Annotated in this window: 21 protein-coding genes; 9 read left to right on the forward strand and 12 right to left on the reverse strand. The window is 68.6% G+C overall.

Translation table 11 applies throughout. From position 1 onward, the window contains the following. Positions 1-6: 6 nt before the first annotated feature. The 3 genes from J2S73_RS17090 to J2S73_RS17100 all read left to right on the forward strand — a co-directional run bounded on the left by J2S73_RS17090 (position 7) and on the right by J2S73_RS17100 (position 2895). Positions 7-951 (forward strand): branched-chain amino acid ABC transporter permease, encoded by a 945-nt coding sequence (locus J2S73_RS17090; protein ID WP_306886859.1) that lies wholly within the window; start codon positions 7-9, stop codon positions 949-951. Positions 952-1091: 140 nt separating this feature from the next. Next, the gene (locus J2S73_RS17095; protein ID WP_306886860.1) at positions 1092-1472 is read left to right on the forward strand and encodes a hypothetical protein; all 381 of its coding nucleotides are present in this window, start codon (positions 1092-1094) and stop codon (positions 1470-1472) included. A gap of 37 nt (positions 1473-1509) precedes the next feature. After that, positions 1510-2895 carry an AmpG family muropeptide MFS transporter gene (locus J2S73_RS17100; protein ID WP_306886861.1) on the forward strand — a complete coding sequence of 462 codons (1386 nt, stop codon included), beginning with the start codon at positions 1510-1512 and terminating at the stop codon, positions 2893-2895. 147 nt (positions 2896-3042) lie between these two features. Here J2S73_RS17100 and J2S73_RS17105 read toward each other — a convergent pair whose 3' ends face one another. The 3 genes from J2S73_RS17105 to glpK form a co-directional block, all read right to left on the reverse strand. Next, entirely contained in the window at positions 3043-3723 is a 681-nt protein-coding gene (locus tag J2S73_RS17105; RefSeq protein WP_306886862.1) for a DUF4136 domain-containing protein, read from the reverse strand. Between the two features lie 172 nt (positions 3724-3895). Further along, positions 3896-5101 (reverse strand): ABC transporter substrate-binding protein, encoded by a 1206-nt coding sequence (locus tag J2S73_RS17110; RefSeq protein WP_306886863.1) that lies wholly within the window; start codon positions 5099-5101, stop codon positions 3896-3898. 195 nt (positions 5102-5296) lie between these two features. Continuing rightward, positions 5297-6784 carry a glycerol kinase GlpK gene (glpK, locus tag J2S73_RS17115; RefSeq protein WP_306886864.1) on the reverse strand — a complete coding sequence of 496 codons (1488 nt, stop codon included), beginning with the start codon at positions 6782-6784 and terminating at the stop codon, positions 5297-5299. Between the two features lie 282 nt (positions 6785-7066). On the opposite strand from glpK, the gene J2S73_RS17120 reads away from it, so the two are divergent. From J2S73_RS17120 to J2S73_RS17130, 3 genes are all read left to right on the forward strand, one after another. Then, a complete protein-coding gene (locus J2S73_RS17120; protein WP_306886865.1) occupies positions 7067-9214 on the forward strand; it encodes an anthranilate synthase component I in 2148 nt (715 codons plus the stop codon). 185 nt (positions 9215-9399) lie between these two features. Then, positions 9400-10491: a tryptophan 2,3-dioxygenase family protein gene (locus tag J2S73_RS17125; RefSeq protein WP_306886866.1), complete on the forward strand. Its 1092-nt coding sequence runs from the start codon at positions 9400-9402 to the stop codon at positions 10489-10491. Beyond that, positions 10488-11690, forward strand: a complete 1203-nt coding sequence (locus tag J2S73_RS17130; RefSeq protein WP_306886867.1) for a kynureninase/PvdN C-terminal domain-containing protein — start codon at positions 10488-10490, stop codon at positions 11688-11690. The genes J2S73_RS17125 and J2S73_RS17130 overlap by 4 nt, the downstream gene beginning before the upstream one ends. A 453-nt stretch (positions 11691-12143) precedes the next feature. Here the strand turns inward: J2S73_RS17130 and rpmE are convergent, their stop codons facing one another. Then, positions 12144-12368 (reverse strand): 50S ribosomal protein L31, encoded by a 225-nt coding sequence (rpmE, locus tag J2S73_RS17135; protein WP_306886868.1) that lies wholly within the window; start codon positions 12366-12368, stop codon positions 12144-12146. A gap of 409 nt (positions 12369-12777) precedes the next feature. Between rpmE and J2S73_RS17140 the strand changes: the two genes are divergently transcribed. From J2S73_RS17140 to J2S73_RS17150, 3 genes are all read left to right on the forward strand, one after another. After that, positions 12778-14631: an ABC transporter transmembrane domain-containing protein gene (locus tag J2S73_RS17140; protein ID WP_306886869.1), complete on the forward strand. Its 1854-nt coding sequence runs from the start codon at positions 12778-12780 to the stop codon at positions 14629-14631. 62 nt (positions 14632-14693) lie between these two features. Next, positions 14694-15044 (forward strand): MbcA/ParS/Xre antitoxin family protein, encoded by a 351-nt coding sequence (locus J2S73_RS17145; protein ID WP_306886870.1) that lies wholly within the window; start codon positions 14694-14696, stop codon positions 15042-15044. Continuing rightward, complete coding sequence (locus J2S73_RS17150; protein WP_306886871.1) at positions 15025-15555, forward strand: RES family NAD+ phosphorylase; 531 nt, start codon at positions 15025-15027, stop codon at positions 15553-15555. The genes J2S73_RS17145 and J2S73_RS17150 overlap by 20 nt, the downstream gene beginning before the upstream one ends. Here the strand turns inward: J2S73_RS17150 and J2S73_RS17155 are convergent. From J2S73_RS17155 to J2S73_RS17190, 8 genes are all read right to left on the reverse strand, one after another. After that, positions 15552-16574 carry a peptidoglycan -binding protein gene (locus J2S73_RS17155; RefSeq protein ID WP_306886872.1) on the reverse strand — a complete coding sequence of 341 codons (1023 nt, stop codon included), beginning with the start codon at positions 16572-16574 and terminating at the stop codon, positions 15552-15554. The two genes, J2S73_RS17150 and J2S73_RS17155, sit on opposite strands and share 4 nt — an antisense overlap. 88 nt (positions 16575-16662) lie before the next feature. Next, positions 16663-17670 carry a flagellar motor protein MotA gene (locus tag J2S73_RS17160; protein ID WP_306886874.1) on the reverse strand — a complete coding sequence of 336 codons (1008 nt, stop codon included), beginning with the start codon at positions 17668-17670 and terminating at the stop codon, positions 16663-16665. An 83-nt stretch (positions 17671-17753) separates the two neighbouring features. Beyond that, a complete protein-coding gene (locus tag J2S73_RS17165; RefSeq protein WP_306886875.1) occupies positions 17754-18563 on the reverse strand; it encodes an inositol monophosphatase family protein in 810 nt (269 codons plus the stop codon). A gap of 51 nt (positions 18564-18614) precedes the next feature. Then, positions 18615-19178: an elongation factor P gene (efp, locus tag J2S73_RS17170; RefSeq protein ID WP_306886876.1), complete on the reverse strand. Its 564-nt coding sequence runs from the start codon at positions 19176-19178 to the stop codon at positions 18615-18617. A 185-nt stretch (positions 19179-19363) separates the two neighbouring features. After that, a complete protein-coding gene (locus tag J2S73_RS17175) occupies positions 19364-20662 on the reverse strand; it encodes a tetratricopeptide repeat protein (RefSeq protein ID WP_306886877.1) in 1299 nt (432 codons plus the stop codon). After that, positions 20659-21294, reverse strand: coding sequence for a thiamine phosphate synthase (locus J2S73_RS17180; protein WP_306886878.1), 636 nt, complete (start codon positions 21292-21294; stop codon positions 20659-20661). Before J2S73_RS17180 ends, J2S73_RS17175 begins: the two co-directional genes overlap by 4 nt. Positions 21295-21471: 177 nt before the next feature. Further along, positions 21472-22503, reverse strand: coding sequence for a class I fructose-bisphosphate aldolase (locus J2S73_RS17185; RefSeq protein ID WP_306886879.1), 1032 nt, complete (start codon positions 22501-22503; stop codon positions 21472-21474). A 109-nt stretch (positions 22504-22612) separates the two neighbouring features. Beyond that, the gene (locus tag J2S73_RS17190) at positions 22613-23806 is read right to left on the reverse strand and encodes a phosphoglycerate kinase (protein ID WP_306886880.1); all 1194 of its coding nucleotides are present in this window, start codon (positions 23804-23806) and stop codon (positions 22613-22615) included. Between the last annotated feature and the right edge of the window lie 153 nt (positions 23807-23959).

Raw genomic sequence — 23959 nt, forward strand, 5'->3', positions numbered from 1 at the left:
CGCAGCATGGAACTGAGCGGCCTCATCGGCTACGCCGTCTTCTTCCTGTCCACGGTGTCGATCTACGCGATCCTGGCGCTCGGCCTGAACGTCCAGTGGGGCATGACCGGCCAGATCAATATCGGCATCGCCGGCTTCTTCGCCGTCGGCGCCTACACGGCCGCGATCCTGACCAGCGCGCCCAACGCCGCCCATGTCGGCGGCTTCGAGCTGCCGTTCCTGGTCGGCATTGTCGCCGCAGTGATCACCTCCAGCATCGTGGCCCTGATCATCGGCGCGATCACCGTCAACCTCAGATCCGACTATCTGGCGATCGCCACCATCGGCATCGCCGAGATCATCCGCTTCACCTTCCAGAACGAGGAATGGCTGTCCCACGGCGTGCGCGGCATCGCCGACATTCCCCGCCCCTTCTACGAGGGCAAGGAATCCGGTCTCGTCTTCCTCGCGGTCGCGCTCGTCTCCGTGGCCATCGCCTATTTCCTGGTGGAGCGCGCCCGGGTGGCGCCCTGGGGCCGGGTCCTGCGCGCCATCCGCGACAACGAGATCGCGACGGAAGCCGCTGGCAAGGACGTGCGCCGCTTCCGCCTGCAGGCCTTCGTGTTCGGCTCCGCCCTGATGGGCTTCGCCGGCGCGCTCTATGCCCACTTCATCGGCTTCATCTCGCCGGACGCCTTCGAGCCGGTGTTCGCCACCTTCATCGTGTGGGCGATGCTGATCGCCGGCGGCAGCGGCAACAACAAGGGCGCGCTCCTCGGCGCGATCGTGGTCTGGCTGGTCTGGTCGGGCACGGAGACCCTGGTCGCCCGCCTGCCCGCCGACATGGCGACCCAGGCCAGTGCTGCCCGCGTGCTGCTGGTCGGCGTGCTTCTGGAGATCGTGCTTCTGACCCGTCCCCAGGGCATCCTGCCGGAAGAGCGGCCGAAGCTGATCGCCCGCAGGAAGAAGTAGGCGGGCGGCCGCCCCGCCAGGCTGGACCGCGTCAAAGGTACGCTTGACGCAGTCGCCCGGATTGGACAGACGGGGGCACGCCGCGCGGTCCGGACCGATCGCGCGGACCGTCGTTCCCGCTGCCGTCCAGGAGTTCTCCCATGTACACGATGTTCAACGAAGCCCACACGGGCCTGGCGCAGCTCGCCCTTCTGTTCACGGTCGCCTGGGCGGTCGTCGCCGCCACCGTTCCCGCCGGCATTTCCGAGATCCGCGGCTGGCGCAAGTCGATCTACATCGCCGCCATGGCGGTCACCGGCGTGGTCGGGCTGTCCGGCCTTGTCATCATGGTGATGGGGTCCTGGTACGCGTTCGGCTTCGTCTGGCTCGGGCTTCTCGCCATCGTCCTGCACGGGCTCGCCGGGACGCGCTCGCGCAAGGCCGCCGTTGCGGGCGCCAAGGGCCGGGCGGTCGGCATGGCCGCAGCCCAGATCGTTTTCCTCGTCGTCGCCTACGGTCTGATGACCGTCCGCCCGTTCTGATCGGCGCCCTCCGGCCCGGCGCGATGCGGATCTCGCCATGACCTCAGCGGACACCGCGCCCCCGTCCAGCAGCCGCAGGGACCGCTTCGTGAAGGCGCTCGCCGTCTTCCTGAAGCCGCGCGTCCTGATCATCCTGTTTCTGGGCTTCGCCTCGGGCCTGCCGCTGGCGCTCTCCGGCTCCACCCTCGCCCTGCGCATGGCGGACCAGGGCGTCGACCTGTCGACCATCGGCCTGTTCTCGCTGGCGGGCCTGCCCTACACGATCAAGTTCCTCTGGGCGCCGATCGTCGACGCGACCCGAGTGCCGGTCCTCTCGCGCCTGCTCGGCCGACGGCGCGGCTGGCTGATCCTCTCCCAGCTCCTTCTGATGGCGGCGATCCTCTATCTCGGCTGGCTCGACCCCACCCTCGTGCCCTGGGCCGTCGCCCTCGGCGCGGTGCTCGTAGCGATCGCATCGGCCACCCAGGACATCGTCATCGACGCCTTCCGGGTGGAAAGCCTGCCGGACGAGGAACAGGCCGCCGGCATGGCCTGGTTCGTCTCCGCCTACCGGGTCGGCATGCTCGCCTCCACCGCCGGCGCGGCCCTGCTCGTCTCCGCCCTTCAGCTGCGCGGCTTCGACCTCGCCGATGCCTGGGGCTGGGCCTATGCCGGCATGGCGGGCCTTGTCCTGATCGGCATGGTCACGACGCTGCTCGCAACCGAGCCCGACCGCGACACGGCGACCGGCGCGGAGCACGTGGGCGAGGTGCACGACCGCCGCGCCAACCCGGTGATGCGCGTCGCCGTCACCGCCTACGCGGCGTTCCACGAGTTCCTGACCCGCAAGGACGCCGTCGCGATCCTGCTGTTCGTGGTGCTCTACAAGTTCTGCGATGCATTCGCCGGCGTGATGACCGCCCCCTTCGTCCTCGACATCGGCTTTTCCAAGGCCGCCTATGCCGGCATCGTCAAAGGCGTCGGCTTCGCGGCCGTGCTGGTGGGCGGGTTCGCCGGCGGCGCCATGGCCAAGGCCATGCCGATGGTTCGGGCGCTGTGGATCGCAGGTCTCCTGCAGATGGCCTCCAACGTCGTCTTTTCCTGGCAGGCGATGGTCGGGCCGGAACTCTGGGCGCTCTCGGTCACCATCGCGGTGGAGAACTTCACCGGCGGGCTCGGGACGGTCGTGTTCGTCGCCTATATCTCCAGCCTGTGCACCGATGCGCGCCACACCGCGACCCAGTACGCGCTGCTGGCGGCGCTGGCCGCCGTCGGGCGCACGGTGCTCGCCGCCACCGCCGGCTATGCGGCGGAAGCCATCGGCTGGGTGTTCTTCTTCGGCCTCACCGCGCTGGCCGCGATACCCGGCCTCGCGCTCCTGTGGTGGCTCGCCCGGCGCGGCCATTTCCGGCCCGTGCCCGACACCGCCGCCATCCGGGACTAAACACTATCGGCCAGCCCGGATAACGCCAACCAGCGGACGACCGTCCGCCGGCCGGTCAAGAGGCGCGGAGCGAAGCGACCGGGACGAAAGAGCAGGCCGCCCCCCGGAGCCGGTGAGCGAAGCGAACTCGGCGTGAGGGGATAGTTCCTAACACTGATCCGTCTGAGGCAGCGTGACGACCCCGGTCCGCCCTTGCGGGAAGTTCGACAGCACCGCCCGCACCATCGGCTGGGCGACCGGCGCGAACAGACCGCACGGCCCGCGGCTCACCGCGCGCGACTGAAACACCTTCTGGCCCGTCTTGGTGTCGATCATGTCCAGCGAGGCGGAGCGGGTGTAGATCGTCTCCGTGCGGACCGCAGGCGTGTAGCCGACGACGCCGAACTGCGGCCCCCAGGCGCCGTAGTAAGGCCCCGGCCCGTACCAGCCGCCGCCATAGAAGCCGCCGCCGTAGAAGCCCGGCCCGCCCCAGCCAGGTCCGTACCAGCCCGGCCCGACGCCGACATAGCCCCATTGAGGGATCAGATATTCGGTGGTGACGCGCTGGCCCTTGTCGACCGCGAACCCGAAGAACGCCACCAGCCGCGCCTGCTTGCGGCTGGCGACCCGCGTGAAACCCTTCTCCGCGAGCACGCCGGCGAGTGTGGCCGCGTTCGTCTGCCAGGCGAGCGACGACGCGTCCATGCCCTTGTAGGGCGCGATATAGACGGTCTTCGGCGTGATGTCGGCGGGAATGACGGAGTAGGCGTCGACCTGGGTCTGCACCTGCATGCAGCCAGCAAGGGCGACCAGCGCCGCCGCCGCCAGCAAAACTCTCAGAGATTTCATGGACCGTCTTTCCGGGTTCCGCTCCGCGCCCCCACCCAATTGATAGACCGGGCGGGCCGGCGCCGTCATCCCGCAAATCCGGCTGGCCGCCCACGAAAAAGGGCGCGGACCCTTTCGGATCCGCGCCCCGTGACAGTCCGCGCCCGATGAGATCAGGCGTCAGCAGACCGGATCAGTTGACCTCGATGATGCTGCCGTCGACGATCTTGCCGTCCTCGAAGGACCACTGGCCGATGGTGCCGGGAACGTCGCCGTTCTCGTCGAAGTCCTGGGAGCCGGCCGCACCCTCGTAGTTGATGTCGGTGCCGGCCTTCAGGAGTTCCACGGCCTTGGCGTATTCGCCCGGGCCGACCTTCTCGCCGGGAGGATTGGCAACCTCGACAAGCGCATCGCGGATCGCGGTGCGGTCGTTGGAGCCGGCCTTCACCGCGGCGAGCGCGATCAGCATGGTCGCGTCATAGGCGGTGTCGATGTAGGGCAGCGGCGGAACCTCGCCGTATTTCTGCTCATAGGCCTCCTGGAAGGCCTTGAGACCGGCGCTCTCCGGCGACTGCGGCACGGTGCCGTAGGAGCCGTTCATGTACTGGGCGCCGATCTGCTCAATCACTTCCGGCGCCTTCATGCCATCGGTGAAGATGAACTTGTCGAAGTGGCCGCCCTCGAGCGCCTGGCGGAGAATGACGGTGCCGTTCTCCGGATAGGCGATCAGCAGAAGCGCCTCGGCGTCGCCGCTGTCGGCACGCTGGACTTCACCGCGATAGGACGCCTGGCCCTGCTCGAACGGGATCTTCTCGGAGACGGTGCCGCCCTGCTCGCCGGTGTAGGCCTTCTCGAACGCGTCGGCGAGACCCTGCCCGTAGGCGTTGTTCACGTAGATGATCGAGACGTTCTTCACGCCCTTCTCGTTGACCAGCTTGGCCAGCGCGATGCCCTGGAAGGCGTCGGACGGCACGGTCCGGAACAGGTAGCCGTTGTCGTTCAGCGTGGTGATCGTCGGCGAGGTGGACGCGCCGGAGATCTGCACGACGCCTTCGCGGCTGGTCACCGAGGTCGCGACCGGAATGGTCACGCCCGACGACAGCGCGCCGACGATGGCGTGAACGCCCTCCACGTTCACCAGCTTCTGGGCGGCGTCGACGCCGGCCTGCGGGTTGGTCTGGGTGTCGGCCACGATCACCTCGACGTTGCCGCCGCCGTTGTTGATCTCTTCGGCCGCGAGCTGGATGCCGCTGAGATCGGCTTCGCCGTAGGCGGACAGGTCACCCGTCATCGGCATCAAGGCGCCGATCTTGAGATCCTGGGCAAAGGCCGGCGACGCGAGCGCTACCGCGGTTGCGGCAACCACCGAAGCGGCCGTCATCCAACGATTGATAGCCATCAAACACTCCCTCCTGATGTGGCCGGGGCGTTTCCCGCAGGCTCGAACCAGCCCGTTTTCGGACACCCTCCGGCCGAGTGTGCAACCATTACTATCCGATCCCGTAAGGCTCGGAAAGAGTGGGCGAATTGTGCCGCTCGACAGACACCCGGCACGGTTCGGGGACTGCGACGGGTCGCTCATTCCTCCCAAGCCTCAGCCGCTCAGCGTCCGCCGTACGGCATCCCGCCATCCTTCGACCCGGCGAAGCCGCTCCTCCTCCGCCATGGCCGGCTCGAACCGGCGTTCCCGCGCCCACATGCGGGCGAAATCGTCCTCGTCGGGCCAGGCGCCGACTGCCGCGCCTGCGAGCCACGCCGCGCCCAGAGCGGTGGTCTCGGCAATCGCCGGCCGGTCGACCGGATGGGCGAGCAGGTCGGCAAGGCGCTGCATGGTCCAGTCGCTGACCGCCATGCCGCCGTCGGCCCTCAGCACCGTCGCCTCGCCGCCGGCAAAATCCTCGTGCATGGCGGCGTAGAGGTCGCCGGTCTGGAAGCAGACGGATTCCAGGGCGGCCCGCGCCAGCTCCGCCGGCCCGGTTCCGCGCGTCAGGCCGAAGATCGCGCCGCGCGCCTCCGCGTCCCAGTGGGGCGCGCCGAGCCCGGTGAAGGCCGGCACCAGATAGACGTCCTGGGCGGGGTCGGCGCGCTCCGCCAGCGGCCCGCTTTCCGCCGCATGCCCGACCACGCCGAGCCCGTCGCGCAGCCACTGGACCGCAGCACCCGCGACGAAGATCGCCCCTTCCAGCGCGTAGCGGGTGCGCCCGCCGCGGCGGACCGCGATCGTGGTCAGGAGCCGGTTGGAGGAGGCCACCGGCTCGTCCCCGGTGACCAGGAGCACGAAGGCGCCGGTGCCGTAGGTCGCCTTCATCATGCCGGGCCGAAAACAGGCCTGCCCCAGTGTGGCGGCCTGCTGGTCGCCGGCCACGCCCCGGATCGGGATCGCCGCGCCGATGACCGCCGGATCCGTCGTGCCGAAATCGCCGTCGCTGTCCCTCACCTCCGGCAGCATCGCCATCGGCACGCCGAACAGCGCGCACAGCTCCGGATCCCAGGCGTTGGCGCGGATGTCGAACAGCAGCGTGCGCGAGGCATTGGTCGCGTCGGTGGCGTGGACCCGGCCGCCGGTCAGCCGCCAGATCAGCCAGCTGTCGACCGTGCCGAAGGCAAGCTCCCCGCGCTCGGCCGCCGCCCGCGCGCCGTCCACGCTGTCCAGCATCCAGGCGATCTTGGTCGCCGAGAAATAAGGATCGAGCAGCAGCCCTGTGCGCGCGCTCACCATCGGCTCCGCGCCCTCCGCCCTCAGCCGCTCGCAGGCGGCATGGGTGCGCCGGTCCTGCCAGACGATGGCCGGGGCGATCGGCCGCCCCGTCGTCCGGTCCCAGATGAGCGTCGTCTCGCGCTGATTGGTGATGCCGATCGCGGCGATCTCCCCCGCCTCGCGCCGCGCCCGGGCCAGCACATCGCGCACCGTCCTGAGCATCGTCTCAATCAGGACTTCCGGGTCGTGCTCGACCCAGCCGGAGCGGGGATAGGACTGGGCGAACTCCTCCTGCGCCACCGCGACGACCCGGGTCGGATCGGAAAACAGCATCGCGCGGGTGGACGTGGTGCCCTGGTCGATGGCGAGGATCAGATCCCCCATGACGGTCTCCCTTTCTTGGTTTGGCCGGGACAATAAGGGATCATCGATCCCCGGTGCACCCGGACCGGTCGCCCGCTCGCGCACTTTCCGGTTGCACGCCGGCCGAACGTCGCGTATCGGCTAGATCCATGAGCAGGATCGTTTCCCTCCCCGCGCGCTGGTGGCGCGTCGCTTCCACGGCGGCGCGATAGGGAGACTCACCCGATTTTGTGCCGCCCGGGACGACCGGCGGCGCGCATGCTCTTTCGTCCGTGTTCGTTCCGATAGCCTGGAGCTTGGAGAATGCGGACCACTTCCGAAACGACCTATGAGACCGAAGGCGGCGTGATCGTGCGCCGCAGGGCCGGCGATGTCGCCTATGGCGATGCGACGGCGTCCTGGATCGCGCGCCTCGACGGCGAGCGCGGCGCCGTGTTCTCGTCCACCTACGAATATCCCGGCCGCTACACCCGCTGGGACTTCGCCCTCCTCAATCCGCCGGTCGCGATCGAGGCCAAGGGCTACGAGGTCACGATCTCCGCGCTGAACGCGCGCGGACGCGTGCTCCTGCCCGCCTTCGCGGCCGCCGTCTCCGGGCTCGACTTCGTGACCGTGACGGCCAACGACGCGGACCGGATCGCGCTCTCCGTCACGCCCGGCACGACGCGCTTTCCCGAAGAGGAGCGCAGCCGCCAACCCTCGGTGTTCGGCGTGGTCCGCGCCCTGATCGCCCACTTCGCCAGCCACGAGGACGACAAGCTCGGCCTCGCCGGCGCCTTCGGCTACGATCTGGTGCTGCAGTTCGAGCCGATCGAGCGGCAGATCGTCCGGCCGGACGACCAGCGCGATCTCCTCCTCTATTTGCCTGACGAGGTTCTGGTCGTCGACCACGACGGTCGCGCGGCCACGGTCTATTCCTACGAGTTCGAAGTCGCGGGACAAAGCACCGAAGGCCTGCCGAGGGACGGCGAGGTCCGGCCCTACCGCGCCCCGGCCGCGGCCGAGGCGACCGGCGACCACGCGCCGGGCGAATACGCTCAGACGGTGGAGAAGGCGTTCGGGCCGTTCGCCCGCGGCGAACTGTTCGAGGTGGTGCCGAGCCAGCTCTTCCGAGAGCCCTGCACCGCCTCGCCGGCTGCCGTCAGCCGCCGCCTCACCGCCATCAACCCGAGCCCCTACGGCTTCTTCATCAATCTCGGCGACAACGAATACCTGGTCGGCGCCTCGCCGGAGATGTTCGTCCGCGTCACCGGCAAGCGGGTGGAGACCTGCCCGATCTCCGGCACCATCGCCCGCGGCCGGGACGCGATCGAGGACGAGGCCCAGATCCGCCGGCTCCTGAACTCCGCCAAGGACGAGACCGAGCTGACCATGTGCTCGGACGTCGACCGCAACGACAAGAGCCGGGTCTGCGAGCCGGGCAGCGTGCGGATGCTGGCCCGCCGCCAGATCGAGCTTTATTCGCGCCTGATCCACACGGTCGACCATATCGAGGGCACCCTGCTTCCCGAGCGCGATTCCCTCGATGCCTTCCTGTCCCATGCCTGGGCGGTGACGGTGACCGGCGCGCCGAAGCCGTCCGCCATGCGCTTCATCGAGGCCCACGAGCGCACGCCCCGGGCCTGGTACGGCGGCGCGGTGGGCATGGCGCTGTTCAACGGCGACATGAACACCGGCCTCACGCTGCGCACCGTGCGCATCAAGGACGGCGTCGCCGAGGTCCGCGCCGGCGCCACGGTGCTGGCCGATTCCGAGGCGGACGCGGAGGAGCGCGAAACCGAGCTCAAGGCCTCGGCCATGATCGCGGCGATCCGCACCGCCGGCTCCAATTTCGCCTCCGCCCCCGAACCGAGCGCGCCCGCCACGCCCAGGGGCCGACGGGTTCTGCTGGTCGATCACGAGGATTCCTTCGTCCACACGCTGGCGAACTATCTGCGCCAGGCCGGCGCCGAGGTCACCACCCTGCGCGGGCCGATCGATGCCGACACCCTGTCGGCGCTCGAAACCGAACTGGTGGTGCTGTCGCCCGGTCCCGGACGGCCGGCCGACTTCCGGTGCGCGGAGACGATCGCCGCGGCCAGGGGGCTGAGACTTCCGATCTTCGGGGTCTGTCTCGGCCTGCAGGCGATCGTGGAGGCCTTCGGCGGGAAACTCGCTCAGCTCGACGTGCCCTATCACGGCAAGAGTTCCGACATCAGGCTCGACCCGGATGCGCGCCTGTTCGCCTATCTGCCGGACCATGTCACCGTCGGCCGCTACCACTCGCTGATCGCCGACCCGGCCGCCATGCCGAACGGGCTGCGGGTGACGGCCCAGACCGCCGACGGCGTCATCATGGCGGTGGAACACCGCGACGAGCCGATCGCGGCCGTCCAGTTCCATCCGGAATCCATCATGACGCTCGCCGACAATGTGGGTCTGCGCATCGTCGCCAACGCCATGCAGCTGTAGCGCCTTTGCCGCGCGGCCGATCCGTCCGGTCGGCGCACGCCCATCCAGCCCCGTGCGGCCGTGCCGCACGGGCCCGGTCGCCCCACCACAGGTGCACGGATGACGGCACCGGAGGCCGAAAGTTTAAGCTTAAAGCGTTCCGATATCTCGGCTAGGTTGGCGCATCGATTGGAAAGGTGTGACCCATGGCGACTTCTTCCGGCCCCGAGATCGGCTACGCGGACTATCTCCGTCTCGACAAGATCCTCGACGCCCAGGATCTGCAGAGCACCAAGTTCGGCCGCGAGGCCCACGATGAGATGCTGTTCATCGTGATCCACCAGGCCTATGAGCTGTGGTTCAAGCAGATCCTCCACGAGCTCGACCGGGTCCAGGCCAACTTCGCCAACACGCCGCTGGACGATTCCCGCCTCGGCCAGATCCTGCACTCGCTGCTGCGCGTGCACGAGATCCTGAAGCTGCTGGTCCACCAGATCGACATTCTGGAGACCATGACGCCCCAGGACTTCCTGGAATTCCGGGACCTGCTCACCTCCGGGTCCGGCTTCCAGTCGCTCCAGTTCCGCCTCGTCGAGACGCGCCTGGGCCTCAGCCCCGAGCACCGCCTTCTCTACGACGGCACCGGCGTGCACAGCCGGCTGAAGTCCGACGAGCGCGACGCGCTGGTGGCGGCCGAGCAGACCCAGTCCCTGGTGGAGCAGCTCGACGCCTGGCTGTCGCGCACCCCGTTCGTGAAGGCCGGCAGCTTCGCCTTCTCCGAGGCCTATCGCACCGCCGTGCTCGACTTCCTGACCAAGGACATCAAAACGCTCAGCGCCCACGAGGGGCTCGATGCCGAACAGCGCGAGGCGGAAACGCGCGCGCTGGAGAAGGCGAAGGAATCCTTCAAGGCGCTGTTCGAGCCGGAAGCCTACGAAGGCGCCTGGCGGATGTCGCCGGAGGCGGTGCAGGCTGCGCTCTTCATCACCGTCTATCGCGACCGGCCGGTGCTGCACATGCCGAGCCGCCTTCTCGCCACCCTGATGGACATCGACGAGGCGATGACGCTGTGGCGCTATCGCCATGCGCTGATGGTGGAGCGGATGATCGGGGTGAAGATCGGCACCGGCGGCTCGTCCGGCCACGAATATCTGCGCAAGACGGCGGAGAAGCACCGCATCTTCACCGACCTCTTCCACCTGTCGACCTATCTCATTCCCCGCTCGGCGCTGCCGGAGCTTCCGGCCCATGTCGAGCGCATGATGAAGTTCGTCTACGCCGAGGAGCCGGCCGAGTGAGTCTCGACCTGACCCCCCATTTCCGCCGCTTCTTCGAGGCCGCCCCCGACCGGATCCATCTCGCCGCCCACAGCCACCACTACTGGCCGGACGCGAGCGAGTTGGGCCAGCGCCACGCCTGGCAGGACGCCGCCGTGCTCGCCGACCGGAAATGGTCGCGGGTGTTCGGGGAGATCTGGCCGATCGTGCAGAAGGGGATCGCGGCCCGGCTGAACCTGCCGGACCCGGACACCCTCGCCTTCGCGCCCAACACCCACGAGTTCCTGAAGCGGATCCTGTCCTGCTTCCCGGCCGACCGGCCGACGCGGATCCTGGCGAGCGATGCGGAGTTCCACTCCTTTTCGCGCCAGATCGCCCGGCTGGAGGAGGACGGACTGGTCGAGGTTCAGCGCATCGCCGCCGAGCCGTTCGACACCTTCTCCGAGCGCCTGAACGAGGCGGCGGCCGCCGGCGGCCACGATCTCGTTTTCGTCAGCCAGGTGTTCTTTTCCTCCGCCGCCCTCGGGCCGGACGTCCAGAGCCTGGTCGCTTCGGTGCCGGATCCGGAGACCTTCATCGTCATCGACGGCTATCACGGCTTCATGGCGGTGCCGACGGACCTTTCGGCGGTGGCCGAGCGGGTTTTCTACATCTCCGGCGGCTACAAATACGCCATGAGCGGCGAAGGCTGCTGCTTCATGCACTGCCCGCCGGGCTTCGGTCCCCGCCCTCGCGACACCGGCTGGTATTCGGCCTTCTCCGCGCTGGAAAGGGCCGACGGCGGGGTGCCCTATTCCACCGACGGGATGCGGTTCGTCGGCTCGACCTTCGATCCGAGCGGGCTCTACCGGATGGCGGCGGTGTTCACCTGGGCCGACCAGATCGGCCTGACCGTGCCGGCCATCCACGCCCATGTGCTGGAGCTGCAGGACCGCTTCGTGTCCGGCATCGCGAAGGCGGGCATCACCGCGCTCACCGACGCCCGTCTGGTCACGCCGATCGGGCCCGGCGTCGACCGCGGCCACTTCCTGACCTTCGAGACGCCCGAGGCGCCCGCCCTCTACGAGCGGCTTCTGGCCGAATCGATCATCACCGACGTGCGCGGCGACCGGCTCCGATTCGGGCTGGCCTGCTATCACACGGAAGCGTCGATCGATCATGCGGTGGAGCGGATCGCCGAAATCCTCGGCGCCTCGTCCGGCCAGACCGCATCGGTCTGATCTGACCGAAACGGCGGAATTCCGGGACCAGCCGCCGGTTCACGGGCGGCGGGTGGCTCTCTCGGATCGCGAAAGGCCGGGGCCGTTAACCATGCGTTAAGGTTTCCAATCTATCAACGATCCCATCCAGCCCGCTGGATCCGAGTGGTTCGTCCACTCCGTTTGACGCCTCCTTACTGATACTTTCGAGCCGCCAGTGTTCTGGCGGCTCTTTTTTTTGCGCGCATCAGAGCCTTTTCCGATCAGGTGGAAACACCTGATCGATAGGAATGGCTCCAGATTCAAATAGGGTGGGCAGTTCCCTTTCGTTCAGACCGGTTCAATATGAACGGGAAATTCCCGAGGACCGGCGCCGAGCGGAGCGCAAACGCCAAAAGGCGCGGCCGGTGCTCCGGTCGCGCCCCTGGAAAGGTCTGGAGGATCCGCCTGCCCCGAAAGCCGGGGCGGCAGGGATCAGCTGCCGAGAAGGCCCTTGTACTTGCTCTTGAAGCGCGACACGCGGCCGCCGCGGTCGAGCAGGCGGGTCTCGCCGCCGGTCCAGGCCGGGTGGGTCGTCGGATCGATGTCGAGGCGGATGGTCTCGCCTTCCTCGCCGAACGTCGACTTGGTCATGAACTCGGTGCCGTCGGTCATGATGACCTTGACCTGGTGATAGTCGGGATGAATGTCTTTTTTCATTGCTCGCTGCGCCTGATCGCGTGTGTGTCCGAGACCGGTGTGCCTGCCGGGAAACCCCTCCCGTACGCAGACGTCCGATCACAATCCAAGAGCCGGAGCGCTTCGACCACCGCCTTGCGGCAAGCCTTCGGTTTCGGCCGCGCCGGTCCGCCGTCCGACAGGTTGCGCCTCGCCCGGAAACGATACGGCGGGCGCGACCAGACACTGTCCTGATGGAGCTGTGGCGGTTCGTCGTCGGCCGGCGGTCCGAAAGGCCTCGTCCACGCCAGCACGTAAGGGCGCGGATATAGCTTGACAGCGCGGCGGGCGCAAGAGCCGCAGGCCTCTCCCGCCCTCTTGCGTTGACAAGCGTCCGACCGCCGGGGCAACACGATCGGACACCTGTGAGGCAGTTGACGGCGGACACGACGTGGCACGGACGAGATCGACGGGCGCAGACGAGACGGCCGAAGCCGTCCTTTCGAGCCGCAAGGCCCCGAAACTCGGTCCGCTCAAGCTGCTGGCTCCCTATGTCCTGCACTATCGCTGGCACGTGACCGCCGCCCTGGTGGCGCTGGTCGTGGCCTCCGCGGCCACGCTGGCGCTGCCGCTCGCCGTCCGCCGCATGATCGACCACGGGTTCGACGGCGCCGGCGCCGAGCTGATCAATCAGTATTTCGCCATGCTGGTCCTGATCGTCGGCGTCCTCGCCGCTGCCAGCGGCCTGCGCTACTATTTCGTCACCTGGCTCGGCGAGCGGGTCATGGCCGACGTGCGCACCGCCGTGTTCGGCCATGTCTGCCGGCTGTCTCCCGCCTTTTTCGACCGCACGCTGTCCGGCGAGATCGTCTCCCGGCTGACGGCCGACACCACCCAGATCAAGGCCGCCGTCGGCGCGAGCGCCTCCATCGCGCTGCGCAACCTCTTTCTGTTCGTCGGCGCCGCCGCAATGATGGTGTTCACCAGCCCCGGCCTGTCGGCGCTGGTGCTGGTGGCGATCCCGTTCATCGTGCTGCCCCTCGTCGCCTTCGGCCGCTCCGTGCGGCGCCGCTCCCGCCGCGCCCAGGACACGCTCGCCGATGCCTCCGCCTTCGCCACAGAGGCGATCGGTGCGGTCCGGACGCTTCAGGCCTTCACCGCCGAGGCCGCCGCCTCGAACCGGTTCGGCGCCGAGGTGGAGACCGCCTTCCGCAACGCCCGCGCCGCGACCGCTGCCCGCAGCCTGCTGACCTCGGTCGGAATGTTCATGGTGTCCGCGAGCGTCGTCGTGGTCCTGTGGGTCGGCGCCCAGGACGTGCTCACCGGCGACCTTACCCCCGGGACCCTCGGCCAGTTCGTGCTCTATGCGGTTCTGGCGGCCAGCGCGCTCGGCCAGCTCAGCCAGGTCTGGGGCGAGGTCGCCCAGGCGGCCGGTGCCGCCGAGCGGCTCGCCGACCTTCTGGGCGAGCACTCCGAGATCACCGCGCCGGCCGCACCGGTCGCCCTGCCCACCCCCCATCAGGGCCGCGTCGCCTTCGAGAGCGTGCGCTTCGCCTATCCGAGCGGGCACGACCAGCCCGTTCTCGACGGCGTGGATTTCACCGTCGAGCCCGGCACCACTGTCGCCGTGGTCGGCCCCTCCGGTGCCGGCAAGTCGACCATCTTCCATCTGCTGCTGCGCTTCTACGATCCGAGCGCGGGACATATCCGGATCGATGGCGTCGACGTGCGCGACGCCGACCCCGACGCCGTGCGCGAGCGTATCGCCATCGTGCCGCAGGAATCGACGATCTTCGCGACGACGGTCCTGGAGAACATCCGCTTCGGCCGGCCGGACGCCACCGACGCGGAGGTCAGGGCTGCCGCCGAAGCGGCCCGCGTCGCCCCGTTCGTCGCCGAGCTTCCCGACGGTTACGACACCCGGATCGGCGAGCGTGGCATTACGCTGTCGGGCGGCCAGCGCCAGCGCATCGCGATCGCCCGCGCGATCCTCAAGGACGCACCGATCCTGCTGCTGGACGAGGCGACCAGCTCGCTCGACGCGGAAAGCGAAACCATCGTGCAGGCGGCCCTGGAACGGCTGATGGTCGGCCGCACAACCCTGGTCATCGCCCACCGGCTCGCCACCGTGCTCGCCGCAGACCGTATTCTGGTGCTCGACCACGGCGAGATCGTCGAGGACGGCGACCATCAGAGCCTCGTCGCCCGGGACGGGCTCTATGCCCGCCTCGCCCGGCTGCAGTTCGCCGCCGCCCGCGAAGCCGACGATCAGGCCCCGGCCGCCCTCGGCCCGGCGGCCGAGTAGGCGCTTGCCCGCCAGTCGGAATAACACCATATAGTGTTAAATCGACTGGGAAGGAGCGCGACATGAACCTGGCGGATTATGCGGAAGACGGCTTCTTCGCGCCGCGGAAGGTGGCCGTCGAATTGCGCACCACTTCCGACGAGGTCGCCCGAACGCTCGGCCTGAGCAAGGATGCACTGCAGCGGACCAGCCGGCTCCAGGCGCCGCGCACCCAGCAGCGGCTGCGCCAGATGCTGGAAATCCTGAACCGGGTCGAGCCGCGTTTCGGCTCCCCGCTCGTCGCCTACGCCTGGTACCGGTCGGAACCCATTCCGGGCTTCGGGGGCCTGACGCCGATGCAGCTGGTGCGGGATGGTCGCGCCGACGAGGTTATGACCTTCATCGATGCGGTCGATGCCGGCGTCCACGCCTAGGCCGTCCCCCTATAGCGGCGTCGTCTATCGCTGCCTGAATCCGATCTATGCCCGACAGCCGTTGTCCGGACGCGGCGCGGCCCTGTTCGGCGGACGCTTCAATGCGAAGGGCACGGAGGCGCTCTACACGTCGCTCTCCATTGAAGGCGCAATCCGCGAAGCCAATCAGGTCGGCACGCTGCAACCGACAACCATCGTGGCCTACCGTGCCGAATTCGATCCCGTCTTCGATACCCGATCCGGGGACGCACTTGGCGAGTGGGGCCTGTCACCGGAGGATCTCGCCGATCCGGACTGGCGAGGGCGGATGGCTCGAAGCGAACGGGTGCCGACCCAGGAATTTGCAATTGCCCTGGAGACGGCAGGCTATGCCGGTCTGCTGGTCCGGAGCTTCGCCCGGGGCGCCACCGCCGACGACCTCAACCTGGTTCTCTGGCGCTGGAACACCGGCAATGCCGACGCGCTCGCACTGATCGACGACGAGGGACGGCTCTCCCGGGCCGAAAGTTAGCGCTGGGTCAGCTTCAGCTCGATGCGGCGGTTCTGGGCATAGGCTTCCGGTGTCTCGCCGTCCACCAGCGGCTGATATTCTCCGAAGCCGGCGGCCACGAGCCGATCCGGCGGCACGCCCTGATCGATCAGGTGCTGCACGACCGAGATCGCGCGCGCGGCCGACAGGTCCCAGTTGGAGCGGAAGCGCCCGCCCGAGATCGGCCGGGAATCGGTGTGGCCGTCGACCCGCAGCACCCAGTCGATGTCGTCGGGGATCTCGTTGCCGAGGTCGATCAGCTCCGCCGCCAGGGTGTCGAGCTCGCCCTCGCCTTGAGGATTGAGTTCGTCGGAGCCGGACGGAAACAGAACCTCCGACTGGAACACGAACCGGTCGCCGACGACCTGGATGTTGGACCGGTCGGACAGGAGCTGGCGCAGGCGGCCGAAGAAGTCGGAGCGATAGCGCGACAGCTCCTGAACCCGCTGGGCGAGCGCCACGTTGAGCCGGCGGCCGAGATCGGCGATCCGGGCCTGGCTTTCCTCGTCCCGGGACTCCGAAGCCGCAAGTGCCGATTCCAGCGCGGCGATCTGCCGGCGCAGCGCGGTGAGCTGCTGATTGAGAAGCTCCACCCGGGCGAGCGCCCGCTGGCTCAGCGCCTGCTCCTCGTCGAGCTGATCCTGCAGGACGCCGACATTTGGCCCCTCGCCTTCCGCCTGCAGCGCGGAGAGCTGGCCCTGGAGCGAATCGCGCTCGCCCTCGACGTCCTGGATGGACGCCTGCAGCACCGCGATCTGGTCTTCCAGGCTGCCCGACTGGGCCCGCTCGAGCGCGAGAAGCTGGGTCAGCTCGGCGATCTGGGCGTTCAGCCGGGTGAGCGCAGTGTCCTTGCCGGAGATCTCCTGGCTCAGAAAGAACTGGGCCAGCATGAACACCGACAGCAGGAAGATGATGACGAGCAGCAAGGTCGCCATCGCGTCGACGAAACCCGGCCAGTAGTCAGCCCGGGGCTGGCGGCGGCGTGATGCGCTCAACGGCATTGGTCGTCCTCGTTGTCGGCGCGCGGGCGCCGCGGCGGCGCGAAGTCAGGCCCCCTGATTGCGGTCGGGCGGCCCCGCTTCATCGCCGCTACCGGCTGTCGTCCTGCTCCAGCGCCGCGTTGAGGCGCTCCAGGAGCTTTTCGATGCGCGCGTTCTGCTGGGTCTGGGTGTCGGCCCAGTCCCGCATCAGTTTCTGCTCGCTGCGCAGATGGTTGACCAGCCCCTGTATCCCCTCCGCCAGATTCGCGAGCGCCTGGTTCGGCGGCGGCGATCCCGACGCTCCGCCGCCCTCCTTGAGGGTGCGGTTGAGCCGCTCGATCGCCTGCTGCAGCCCGGGCGAGGCGGTCGCGACGGCTTCCCCGCCGGTGGCAATGGCGCGCTCCGCGTCGATCTCCGTGAGCGTCGACAGCCAGTCCTCCAGGTCCGTGTAGAACCGGTTCTGGGCCTGGCCGGCCTGGAGATCGAGGAAGCCGAGGATCAGCGAGCCGGTGAGACCGAACAGGGACGAGGAGAACGCCGTGCCCATGCCCGACAGCGGCGCTTCGAGCCCGGCTTTCAGGTCCTCGAAGACCACGGCCGCGTCGCCCGCGCCCACGTCGAGATTCTGGATCGTCGCGCCGACCGAGCTGACCGTCTGCAACAGGCCCCAGAACGTGCCGAGCAGTCCGAGAAACACCAGCAGGCCCGTCAGGTAGCGGCTGATGTCGCGCGCCTCGTCGAGACGGGTTCCGATCGTGTCGAGGATCGACCGCAGGGCCGGTGCGCTCAGGAAGGTCTCTTCCGCGCGCCCGCCGAGCAGGCTCGCCATCGGGCCGAGCAGCACCGGCTGCCGGCGCTCCGGCGCGTTGCCCTCGCGGTAGCGGTTGACCCAGTTGATCTCGGGATAGAGCCGGACGACCTGCCGGAACGTCAGCGCCACGCCGATCAGCCCGACACACACGATCAGGCCGTTGAGACCCGGATTGCTCATGAATGCGGTGATGATCGGCCGGTAGAGGATGAGACCGACGAACAGGGTGATCACCAGAAAGATCACCATCCGCACGACATAGACGTGCGGGCTCGACAGTCGATACGGGTCTCGATCTCGGGCCATGAATCAGCTGCCTTGCACTGCAGCGCTCACAAATAGTCGGTTTTCTTGTGAAAACGAACCTGTGATTTTCGCACCTGCGGTCGTTATTGCGGCATGGTTACCGGAGTGGCACGCTTCAGGAGCGCCAGCAGACCGCGCTGGACGAGTTCCGTGCCCGCTGCGATCTCCCCGGTTTCGAACATGTTGTCGTGGCCGGCCAGGTCCGACACGAACCCGCCCGCCTCGCGCACCATCAGGATTCCGGCCGCCGTGTCCCACGGCGACAGGTCGTGCTCCCAGAAGGCGTCGTAGCGGCCGGCCGCCACCCAGGCGAGATCGATCGCTGCCGCGCCCGCCCGGCGGATGCCGGACACCTCGTTCATCACCGCGCGCAGCTCGCTCAGATAGCGCGCGTGGTCGCCGCGGCCGAGATGCGGGACGCCGGTGGCGATCACCGCGTCGGTCAGTTCCCGGCGAGCCGAGACCCGCAGGCGCCGGTCGTTGAGGAACGCGCCGCGTCCGCGCTCGGCCACGTAGAGCTCGTCCAGCACCGGATTGAGGATAACGCCCGCCATCAGCTGGCCCTGCCGCTCCAGCGCGATGGAGATGGCGAAGATCGGGATGCCGTGCAGGAAGTTGGTGGTGCCGTCCAGCGGATCGATGATCCAGCGATGCTGCGGATCGCTGCCCTCGATCACGCCGGATTCCTCCATCAGGAAGCCGTAGCCCGGCCGCGCCTTCTCCAGCTCGATGCGCAGGATGTCCTCCGCCCGCCGGTCGGCCGCCGACACGAAGTCGCCGGGCCCTTTGCGCGAGACCTGGAGGTTCTCCACCTCGCCGAAGTCGCGGGCCAGCGTCCGGCCTGCCTTCATGGCCGCCTGCACCATGACGTTGATGATCGCTGAGCGCGCCATATCGCGGTGTACCTGTCGCTTGTGAACTGAAACCTGGTGGGGAAGGACGGCCTAGTCGGCGCGGCGGACGTAGGTGATTTCCTCGGTGTCGACGACGATCTTCTCACCGGATTCGATGAACGGGGGCACCATGACCTTGACGCCGTTCTCCAGCACCGCCGGCTTGTAGGAGGACGACGCCGTCTGCCCCTTCACCACCGCGTCGGCCTCGGCGATCTCAAGCGTCACGTGCTGGGGCAGCGTGATGCCGATCGGCTTTTCCTCGTAGAGTTCCACCGTCACCGTCATGCCGTCCTGCAGAAAGGAGGAGCGCTCGCCAACGAAGTCCTGGGACAGCTCGAGCTGCTCGAAGGTGTCGGTGTCCATGAACACCAGATTGTCGCCCTCGGCGTAGAGATACTGGAAGTCCTTCTGCTCCAGGCGCACCCGCTCGATCGTGTCGGCGGAGCGGAACCGCTCGTTGAGCTTGCGGCCGTCGAGAAGGTTCTTCAGCTCCACCTGGGCGAATGCGCCGCCCTTGCCCGGCTTCACGTGCTGGACCTTCACCGCGGCCCACAGCGAGTTCTGATGTTCGATAACGTTACCGGGTCGGATTTCGTTTCCGTTGATTTTCATTGTCGCCGCCTTGCCGGAGAAGGGTTGTGGTCATGCACGGGCGTCGGGTCACGTTCGTGCGGGATGCGTGCGGACACCGGCACCGCCGGGTCCGCGCCCCGCTCCCGTGTCGCCGAAGCCGGAGCAAGCAGAATGCGCGGCTTCTGGACCACAAAGCCCGGAAGGTTTCAAGGGGGCGTTGCCGATCAGCCGCCCCACCAGCGCACCGCGCGGGCCTGGGCCTCGTCGACGACCTCCTTCGGCTGGCTCTCCAGATAGGAGTCCAGCCAGACGTCCGAGCGGCCCCGCGAGCGGGCGATCAGGTGCCATTTGGAGGCCTCGACCGGATCCGGCGCGACGCCGCGGCCGACGGCCAGGAGACGGGCGAGCCGGTTCATCGCGATCGGGTTGCCGGCCCGGGCGGCGCGGTCGAACCATGCGGCCGCCGCCTCCTCGTTCTTGTCGATGCCGACGCCCTTGAACACCCGGATCGCATATTCGACCTGGGCCGCCACGCTGCCGCCGGCCGCGGCCTCGCCCATAAGCTTCGTGGCGCGGACGTCGTCGGGAACGACGCCGGTGCCCGACGTGTAGAGCAGCGCCAGCGCATAGGCGGCATCGGCGTTGCCGGCCTCAGTCGCCGCCTCCAGATGCCGTGCGGCGGCCTCGGTGTCGCGCTCTTCCAGTTCGATCAGCCCGAGATTGTAGGCCGCTGACGCATTGCCGGCCTCGGCCGCTTCGGCGAACAGCTCCGCCGCCCGCTCCCGGTCCTGGTCCACGCCGGTGCCGTCCAGATAGAGCAGCCCGAGCCGATAGCTGGCGTTGGTGTCGCCGCCCTCGGAGGCGATCGCATACCAGTCCGCCGCCGCCTCGAGGTCCTTCTCCACGGCGTTTCCGTCTTCGTAGATCAGCCCGAGCAGCGTCTGGGCGGCCGCATCGCCCTTTTCCGCGCGCTCCAGCGCGACCCGCATGGCGGTCAGGAAATAGCCGCGCTGATAGGCGCCATAAGCGACGTCCCGCTCGCTGGCCGGCGAAGCTGCCGGTTCCGTGTCGTCAGCGGCGGCGTCGGCGGCCTCCGCATCAGCCGGATCGGTCCCGGCGGCCTCGTCCGCGGACGCCTCGTCGTCAGCCGCCCCGGCCGGGGCCGGATCCTGATCGCCGGCCTCCCCGGACGCGGTGCCCGCTTCGGCTTCGGACTCGTCGGGCTCCATGAGGGTGGACGGATCGATATTGACCACGCCCGGGCGCTGGAAGAAGGGCGTCGTCGGCGGAAAGGCGATGGCGCTCGGCAGGGCCGGCCGATCGGGTCGGTCGGTCTCCTGCAGGGTCAGGTCGCGTCCCTCGATGGCTTCCGACGGCGCGCCGGACGGCGAGACCGATCCCTCCATCAGGCTGCGGATCGGCACCCCGTCGTCGCCGGGGCCCAGCGTCCGCGCGTCCTGGGCCTGCCCCGGCATCGCGGTTGCAGCCACGAGAAGCGCGGCGGCACCGAGGCGCGCCCTCATGCCGGCACCCAGCCCGCTTCGATGGCGGCGTTCGCCTGGGAGACGGCGGCGGCGGGCCCTTCCGGATGGCGCCACACGCCGTCGCGCAGGGCGACGAACTCGACGCCCGCCGCGGCGAGATCCTCCGCCTCGGCCAGGTCGAGGCCGAGAAGCGCCACCGCCGGCACCTCGAACAGCTCCGCCCACCACGTGGCGAGCGATATCGCGGTCGGTTCGGCGGTATCGGTGTCGGGCCGATCCAGCCGGCCGAAGAAAACGTAGTCGGGATCGAGTTCGCCGAGTTCCATGGCCGCGTGGCGGGTCACCGCGCCGCCGGCGCCGACGATGCCGTTCGGACGCAGCCGCTTGAGCGCGGAGGCGACCTCGTCGACATCCGTATCGACGTGCACGCCGTCGGCCCGGATCCGGCCGGCCGCCCGGCTGTCGCCGCGCAGAAGCGCCGCGGCTCCGGCCGCCTGGGCGACCTCCACCAGCGGCGCGGCAAGCGGCTGAACCGCCTCCGGTTCGCCGTCTCCGGCATCGATGATCACCGCGGCGACATCCCCACCGGCGAGCGCGGACTCCAGCCGGGCCGGGCTGACCGGCTCAGCTCCGAAGATCGGGGCAACGAGGACAAGGCGGGTGCGATCCATCGGCCGTTGCTTTTTCCGAGCATCATGGCAAAGCGATGACAAGAGCCGCTTCCGGCGGGGCGGGATCGCCCGATCAACAGGAAACGTCTGCCGAAAAGGCGATCGGACAGGCCCGTCCCGCCCGGTTAGGCCCCGTCGGAACGGGACCTGCTCCGGCAGGCCGCCTGCCCGGTCCGCTTACGCCGCCTTGCGCTCTTCGTCCGCCGACCAGGTGCCGAGGGCTGCGAGCGAGTTCATGCGGGCGCGGTGGGTGAACGCGCGCTGGGCCGCCGCCACGTTCTCCGGCTTGCCGCCCCACGCCTTGATCGCAGCCGCCTGAAGGGCGCGACCGTAGGAGAAGGTCAGCTTCCAGGGCAGACCACCCATGGCATTCATCAGCGACAGGTGCTTGGTCGCGTCCTCGTCCGACTGGCCGCCCGACAGGAACGCGATGCCCGGAACGGCCGAGGGCACGCAGGCCTTCAGGCACTTCACGGTCTTCTCGGCGACCTCTTCGGCCGACGCCTGGGTCGGGCACTTCTGGCCGGCGATCACCATGTTCGGCTTCAGGATCATGCCCTCGAGGGAGACGTTGGCGACGTAAAGCTCCTCGAACACCGTCTTCAGCGCCCATTCGGTCACGTCGTAGCAGCGGTCGATGGTATGGTCGGCGTCCGGGCCGTCCATGATCACTTCGGGCTCGACGATCGGAACGATGCCGGCCTCCTGGCACAGCGCCGCATAGCGCGCCAGCGCATGGGCGTTGGCCTTGAGCGCGTTGTAGGTCGGGGTTGTCGCGGAAATGTCGATCACCGCCCGCCACTTCGCAAAGCGCGCGCCGAGGCCGTAGTACTCGTTGAGGCGCTCGCGGAGACCGTCGAGGCCCTCGGTCACCTTCTCGCCGGGAGCAAGCGCCATCGGCTTGGCGCCCATGTCGACCTTGATGCCCGGGACGGATCCGGTGGCCTTCAGCAGGTCGACCAGCGGCGTGCCGTCGGCGGCCTTCTGGCGGATCGTCTCGTCATAGAGGATCACGCCGGAGATGTAGTCGGTCATCGCCTCGGTCGAGCGGAACAGAAGCTCGCGATAGTCGCGCCGGGCATCCTCGGTGGAGGTCAGGCCGATCGTGTCGAACCGCTTCTTGATCGTGCCCGAGCTCTCGTCGGCGGCCAGGATTCCCTGTCCGTCGCGCATCATCGCCGCTGCAATATCTTCCAGACGTTCGCTCATCGTTCCACCCTCCATCGGTCGACTGTTTCCGGCGGAACCCCCGCCGCCCGCTTCGCCGGCCCGTCCGTGCGAAGCGGAGATGCGATCTGCAGCCCCGTCGGGGCCGCGGCTATTTCTTGAGCACGGCGACGCCCGGCAAAGACTTGCCCTCGAGCCATTCGAGGAACGCGCCACCCGCCATCGATACATAGGTCATTTTTTCCGCCACGCCCGCGTGATGCATGGCGGCCAGCGTGTCGCCGCCACCGGCGACCGAGGTCAGCTTGCCGGCGGCCGTCAGCTCGGCCGCGTGCCGGGCCACCTCGACCGTCGCGCGGTCGAACGGCGGCACCTCGAACGCGCCCAGCGGGCCGTTCCACAGAAGCGTCTTGGCCGTTCCGATCTCCGCCTTCACCGTGTCGATCGAATGCGGGCCGAGATCGAGGATCATCGCGTCGTCGGGCATGGCGTCGAGGCCGACGTCCCAGCTCTCCGCGCCTTCCTTGAACTCCCGCGCCACGGTGGCGTCCTTGGGAAGCACGATCGTGCAGCCGGTCTCCTCGCCGCGCGCCACGATGCGCCGGGCGAGATCGGCCTGATCCGGCTCGTAAAGCGACTTGCCGACGTCGCCGCCATGGGCCGCGACGAAGGTGTTGGCCATGGCGCCGCCGATGACGATCGCATCCATCTTCTCGCAGAGATTTTCCAGCAACGCGATCTTGGTGGAGACCTTCGCGCCACCGACGATGGCGACCACCGGCCGCTCCGGCTGCTCGCACGCCTTGGTCAGCGCCTCGATCTCCGCTTCCATCGCGCGGCCGGCATAGGCCGGCAGCTTGTGGGCAAGGCCCTCGGTGGACGCGTGCGCGCGGTGGGCGGCGGAGAAGGCGTCGTTGACGAACACGTCGCCGTTGGCCGCAAGCTCCGCCACGAAGGCGGTGTCGTTCTTTTCCTCGCCCGGATGGAACCGGGTGTTTTCCAGAAGCAGGATTTCGCCAGGCACCATGTTGCCGATGGCGGCGGCCGCGACGTCGCCGATGCAGTCGTCCGCGAAGCCGACCGGCCGGCCGACGACCCGCGCGACCGTCTCGACGATCGGCGCGAGGGACTCACTGTCGACGCGCTTGCCCTTGGGGCGGCCGAAATGGGCCAGGAGGATGACCTTCGCGCCCTTGTCGGCGAGTTCGCGGATCGTGGGGGCCGCGCCCTCGATGCGGCTTGCGTCCGAAACGGCGCCATCCCTCACCGGCACGTTGAAATCGACGCGGACCAGAACCCGCTTGCCGTCCACCGCTGCGTCGTCGAGCGTTCGAATGCTGCTCATCGCTTCCGCCTGTTCTTCTTTTCGCGCCGCGATCCGGAGCCGGTTGCGATCGGGTTTGCGCCCCGACCGGCGCACCGTGGCTCCGGTTTCAGGTCCCTGAACGAACCCGTTTCTTCCAGACCCGATCAAGCCGGGCCGGGACATGATCCAGGT

Origin of the sequence: Amorphus orientalis (genome assembly GCF_030814015.1) — a bacterium.
In the GTDB taxonomy this organism is placed as follows: Bacteria; Pseudomonadota; Alphaproteobacteria; order Rhizobiales; family Amorphaceae; genus Amorphus; species Amorphus orientalis.